The sequence below is a fragment of the Roseomonas chloroacetimidivorans genome (assembly GCF_049629625.1).
GTDB lineage: Bacteria > Pseudomonadota > Alphaproteobacteria > Acetobacterales > Acetobacteraceae > Roseomonas > Roseomonas chloroacetimidivorans.
In genome coordinates this window covers 1-4,465 of the sequence record NZ_JBNBZS010000183.1, presented here as the reverse complement: position 1 = coordinate 4,465, position 4,465 = coordinate 1, and the positions used below count along the sequence as shown (strand labels likewise).

The following is a 4,465-nucleotide window of genomic DNA, read 5'->3' as shown; positions in this document are numbered from 1 at the left end:
AGCCGGCGGGCGCCGCTCCTCAAAACCGCTGTCAGCGGATCCTCGACCGTCTCCGGCTGACGCAGGGGGACAACAGTGGTATCGCTCATCTCGGCGTATCGCTCCTTCGGGAGGTTCAGGCAGGCTTTCACCCACCTCGATACGCCGCCTCTCTCACATCGCCATCACCCACTTTCGGCGATAGCTCCACGGCCACCTCGGGATTGCGGAAGAAGAAGCTCAGGGTGTGCATGAGACCTTCATCGTCGAGCGGCCCTCGAACCCCCAGATGTTCCCCCAGCTTGGAGTGGTCGGTAAGCCAGTCACCAACCTCCCGTTGGGCATTGGCGTAGCGTTCGGCGGGGATGCTCACATGGTGGTCGAGGTCCCTGCCCTCTTCGATGCACCGGTTGATCTCCTCCGACCAGTCCCGGCGCCGATGAGCACAGTCCGGCCCATCGGCCATGCGCCCCGCCACCTCTCCCCGGTAGAGCCAGTACCGTAAGGCTTCCGTCTCTTCCACGATGTACGCGAGCAGCTTGGGGTGGTAGCGGGAGGGGTCAACGTGACCCACTCCCTCCAGCGGACGAACGACCGTCATCGGCTGCCCCGCGTCCGGAAGCGCTCGCTCACCGCCTCGTCGCGGAAGTAGAAGCTCGCGCAGCGCCAGGACTTAATCATGCGCCACTCGGTGCCCTCAGGTCCCACGTTGCTCTTGAGCCACTCGCGCTCAGGCGTGGGGTCAATGTCGTTGATGTCCACGCAGCAGTAAGCGGCGTACTTGAAACCGCGCCAACGGTTCAGCGGCTTCTCGCATTCCTCGATTCTTGCGTAGGCTTTCACCACGACGGCATTCCATTCAGCATGCGGCACAGTGCCGGGCTGGTAGTATTTCTCGTTCTCCAGTAGCCGCTGTAGGTCGTCCTCGGCTGCCTTGAGCTTCACAGCCCACTTCAGGGCATCCTTCCATCGGTCGGGATGGAAGTCGTTAAGCTGTACGTCGATAGTCATTAGGTAGATTCCCGGTTCGGGAGCGGCCGAGCTTTCCAGGCTGGGCACGAGACAGGGGGTTAGGGTCTGTCGATCTAAGGAGGGGCTTTGCGCCCCTCCCCTACTCACTATGCCAGCGGCAATTCCAGCAACGCGTCTGCCGGGACCGGCGCTAGGCCTTCTTTCGCGACAATCCAGCCGACGCCGCCCTGCAACCTCCCAAGGATCTGGTCGAATGTGAGGTCGAGCAGATGATAGGCAGTGAGGGCCAGTGCGCAGTCGGCCACCTTCCGGCTCACATCGGGATCGTCGAGGTTCACCCCCGGCTGCGAAAGCAGAGCGCGAACGCCTGCATGGTTCGAACGCCAGTACTCGCGCCGCTTCCCGTCGGTCATCAGCCGAATAGTAGCGCGGAAGCTATCCAGCGCATCGGCGGTGACAGGGGCATGCCATCTAGTCTTCGCCTCAAACTCCAGGAGGCAGATTGTGAACGTAGTTGTCATCAGAAAAACTCAGGGCGCTTTGCGAGTGGCCCTCTTACTCCTCCCCAGAATTGGTTCGATCTACCGTGCGGCTTGAGCTGCCCCTTGCCCCCTTTGTACCACAAAATGGGGTCACCCCCAAAAATGAATCTGAGGGAAAAAGATGGGGGAGGAATCTGCTCCCTCCCCCACCGCTCATGAAGGCCCAGCTCCCTTGGGTAGCCGTTCCATCATGAAGGCTCGTTGGGTGTGGACGAGGCGGATGCCCTTGTCCGAGGCGCGAAGGCCGCCCTCGGCGCGAAAACGCCTCAGGCCATCCAACACGAACCGTTCAAGGTGCTGGGTGCGTTCGGCCGGGGAGGCGCCGCGAGGAAGCTTCGGGGACATGCCCGGAGCCGCTTTGGCTTGTCGCCACAGCCGCCCCATCCCCGCTTCCAGGCCCTTCCCCTTCCGACTGAACACCTGGTTCAGCACGTCTCGGGTCCACACGAATTCACCGCTTTGGCTCACGCCCTGGCGGCCACCAACACTCTTACTCATCGCAAGTTACTCAGGGCGCACGAGTGTCGCCCATCCCCGGTACCACCATTGGTCCGATCTACTGGTCGGAGGTCCCGGCTTGCTTGCGATCGTTTGTAGCAGATCCGTGGCCCAGAGTCCACGATTTCAAACACTTGAGTTAGTCACGAGGCAGGGTTAGGGCGCATGGCTAGTTAAATGGCCATGCAGGAGTGACGCCTCTACGGCTGCTCACCTCGCCCCACTGCACGGACCCGGTCCTCATCTAGGCGGCCGGGATTTCCGCATCTGAGGGCGGCTGAGGGCTTTGCCGGGTCCGGGGCTGTCCAGCTGCCCGCCGGGTCCCGGCCCCGCTACACGACCCTGCCTTAGCGGCTGACAGGCCCGGCGAAAGGCTTCTTCTACCCGCGGGACCGCCGATAAGGAGGGCGGCCCACATGGCTAAACTGTCCCCCGATGAAATCCGCAACCGCCTGGCACAGCACCACGGATCTGATTCTGTGACGCGTCACGGCATGATGCGGTCCCTCTACATGACCGCTGGAATCGTCGAGATGCGCGAGCTTTGCGACGCTTACTGGTTGGTTGATCTCGTGGCTTCACATTTTACCCACGCGCGTGTTCGCAAGGATCCATTCCAAGTTTGGAAGTTGGTCGTGAACGAGGAAACGCGACAAGCCACCGTGACGATGACAGATGGCAACTCCCAAAAGCCCATTGTCACGCAGGAGATTCCGTTTAGCGATTTTCCGTTACCCGAGTTCACCATCTGGGTTGAAGGCGACACCGCGACGGAAGTTGTAGCCATGCTGCCGCAGGAGCGTTAGTCGCAATCCACTCACAGACGAAGAAGCCCGGCTTGGTGCCGGGCTTCATTGTCTTTGATGACGGCGGAATTCGACCCCATATGCACCCAGGAGTTTTGCCCCTCCTGGCATCCGGTGCGGCTGACCTCACATTGCTGCTCTGGCCGGGGCATTCCGCCTACGTCGCCGATGCACCAAATCACCAGCTAAGGAGTGCGGCACCTGGATGAAAACGGGCGTCTCCTATTTAGCTGATCAGCACCAAGTCAGGCGGAACAGCACGGCGTCCGCAGGGTCTTGGAACGCGATGTAGTGGGCGCTCGTGTGGACCGCGTAGCTGTGTGCCGAAGGTGAGAGGTGCCGGTAAACGTCCGATGCCTTCCGGCTCTCGTAGATGGTCTCGACCTCGAACTCCCCTCGGATGTGCCGCCTCACCCAATCCTGCATTTCACCGCTCAGCTGCACGGCCATCTTGACCGGCGCATTGACCGTGATGGATGGGCCCATGTCGAAGCCAAACTGTTTGTCAGTGCTCATGAGGGTCATCTGAAACTGACCGGCCTGTAGCTCGAAGCGGTGGGTCATGCGTTGCGCTCGAACAGAGCGGCAAGTGCCGCGTAGGTCTTGCTCAGGTCCGCGAACAGGGCTGCTGCTTCACTGGCCAGCGTATCCTGCGGCGCCGGTTGCGCCCGCTGGGCGTTGACGCTGATGCGGCCATTTCGGATGGCATTCGTGATATCGTGCAGCTTGGCCGATGCTTGAGGCATGGGTGCCTGCGGTGCCTCGTCCTCTTCCGGTCCGTCGATCTTCGCTGACGGCACGTAGGTGTTCTTGGGCGTGAAGGTGCGAAGGGTTCGGAATGCATCCGGCACTTCGGTCTTGGTGACCTTTGCGGAGTTCAGCAGGCTCTCGTGCTGCCGGATCGTGATCTCACCCCGATCCTCGTAGATCTTAAGGGCCGTGTTGATCAGGCTGTGAAACTGGGGCTTGCTGCGCTCTCGCAGCGCTTCCATGAAATCCTTAACTGGGTCGTTCTCCATTGACGTTTGCCTCCAAGAAAAAAGCCCACTGTCCTGCAAGACAGTGGGCCGCCAAGTGCGGAGACAAACTCTGGATAGGAACCACACTTAGGAATCTGAGTAGTTGTGTGTCGTAGCCGATTGTCTCCATGAGAACCAGGTTGCAGTCCGTTTCGCGCTCTCCTGAGTATTTATTCATGAGGGCTACCGGATGCTGAAACGGGCTCAGCAGAACGTCAGCTTGAAGCGCGTTGCCTCGTTGGCGCACTCAAAGCCCAACACACAGCCACATGCCGTGTCATCGTCGGGTACCGCATAATCGCCCAGGCACTCGTTCTCTAGCCAATCAACGACCTCAACCTGATGCAGAAGCGCGGCGTCGATGTCGATGGTTGTAAAGCCCTTCGTCTGCATGCTCCGACGAACCTCGGCATCGACATCTCGGTAGAGGCTGTTCATCATGTCATCGTCTATCTGACCACCGAACGGGTCGGGGGAGCTATGCGGGAATTTGGGTGACGCGGTGATCAGGCGGCGTTCTGCGCTGGCGTGTTGGTGACCTCGACGCCGTTCTTGAATGTGACGCCCTGGATGAGCTTGGGCAACTGGTTCTCGCCCTTCAGCCTGCGCCAGGTCTTGGCCGCGGCCATGACGAGCTTGAACACCATGA

The 4,465-nt window shown here is 60.6% G+C and carries 7 protein-coding genes and 1 pseudogene; 1 reads left to right on the top strand and 7 read right to left on the bottom strand.

Features of this window, described 5'->3' with window-relative positions:
• Positions 1–127: 127 nt before the first annotated feature.
• From ACO1BU_RS36095 to ACO1BU_RS36085, 3 genes are all read right to left on the bottom strand, one after another.
• Positions 128–580, bottom strand: coding sequence for a hypothetical protein (locus tag ACO1BU_RS36095; protein WP_424140697.1), 453 nt, complete (start codon positions 578–580; stop codon positions 128–130).
• Positions 577–990, bottom strand: coding sequence for a hypothetical protein (locus ACO1BU_RS36090; protein ID WP_424140696.1), 414 nt, complete (start codon positions 988–990; stop codon positions 577–579). Before ACO1BU_RS36090 ends, ACO1BU_RS36095 begins: the two co-directional genes overlap by 4 nt.
• 107 nt (positions 991–1,097) lie before the next feature.
• The gene (locus ACO1BU_RS36085; RefSeq protein WP_424140695.1) at positions 1,098–1,472 is read right to left on the bottom strand and encodes a hypothetical protein; all 375 of its coding nucleotides are present in this window, start codon (positions 1,470–1,472) and stop codon (positions 1,098–1,100) included.
• Positions 1,473–2,407: 935 nt separating this feature from the next.
• Between ACO1BU_RS36085 and ACO1BU_RS36080 the strand changes: the two genes are divergently transcribed.
• The gene (locus tag ACO1BU_RS36080; protein ID WP_424140694.1) at positions 2,408–2,797 is read left to right on the top strand and encodes a DUF6876 family protein; all 390 of its coding nucleotides are present in this window, start codon (positions 2,408–2,410) and stop codon (positions 2,795–2,797) included.
• A 234-nt stretch (positions 2,798–3,031) separates the two neighbouring features.
• On the opposite strand, the gene ACO1BU_RS36075 is transcribed toward ACO1BU_RS36080, so the two are convergent.
• The 4 genes and pseudogenes from ACO1BU_RS36075 to ACO1BU_RS36060 form a co-directional block, all read right to left on the bottom strand.
• Positions 3,032–3,361, bottom strand: a complete 330-nt coding sequence (locus ACO1BU_RS36075) for a hypothetical protein (RefSeq protein WP_424140693.1) — start codon at positions 3,359–3,361, stop codon at positions 3,032–3,034.
• Positions 3,358–3,816: a hypothetical protein gene (locus ACO1BU_RS36070; protein WP_424140692.1), complete on the bottom strand. Its 459-nt coding sequence runs from the start codon at positions 3,814–3,816 to the stop codon at positions 3,358–3,360. Before ACO1BU_RS36070 ends, ACO1BU_RS36075 begins: the two co-directional genes overlap by 4 nt.
• A gap of 204 nt (positions 3,817–4,020) precedes the next feature.
• The gene (locus ACO1BU_RS36065) at positions 4,021–4,257 is read right to left on the bottom strand and encodes a hypothetical protein (protein ID WP_424140691.1); all 237 of its coding nucleotides are present in this window, start codon (positions 4,255–4,257) and stop codon (positions 4,021–4,023) included.
• Between the two features lie 65 nt (positions 4,258–4,322).
• A pseudogene (locus ACO1BU_RS36060) lies at positions 4,323–4,465 on the bottom strand (IS256 family transposase); the annotation flags it as partial.

Excerpts from the sequence above, each read along its gene's own strand:
- ACO1BU_RS36085 (WP_424140695.1), bottom strand. The coding sequence starts at position 1,472 with ATGACAACTACGTTCACAATCTGCCTCCTGGAGTTTGAGGCGAAGACT.
- ACO1BU_RS36090 (WP_424140696.1), bottom strand. The coding sequence starts at position 990 with ATGACTATCGACGTACAGCTTAACGACTTCCATCCCGACCGATGGAAG.
- ACO1BU_RS36095 (WP_424140697.1), bottom strand. The coding sequence starts at position 580 with ATGACGGTCGTTCGTCCGCTGGAGGGAGTGGGTCACGTTGACCCCTCC.
- ACO1BU_RS36070 (WP_424140692.1), bottom strand. The coding sequence starts at position 3,816 with ATGGAGAACGACCCAGTTAAGGATTTCATGGAAGCGCTGCGAGAGCGC.
- ACO1BU_RS36065 (WP_424140691.1), bottom strand. The coding sequence starts at position 4,257 with ATGATGAACAGCCTCTACCGAGATGTCGATGCCGAGGTTCGTCGGAGC.
- ACO1BU_RS36080 (WP_424140694.1), top strand. The coding sequence starts at position 2,408 with ATGGCTAAACTGTCCCCCGATGAAATCCGCAACCGCCTGGCACAGCAC.
- ACO1BU_RS36075 (WP_424140693.1), bottom strand. The coding sequence starts at position 3,361 with ATGACCCACCGCTTCGAGCTACAGGCCGGTCAGTTTCAGATGACCCTC.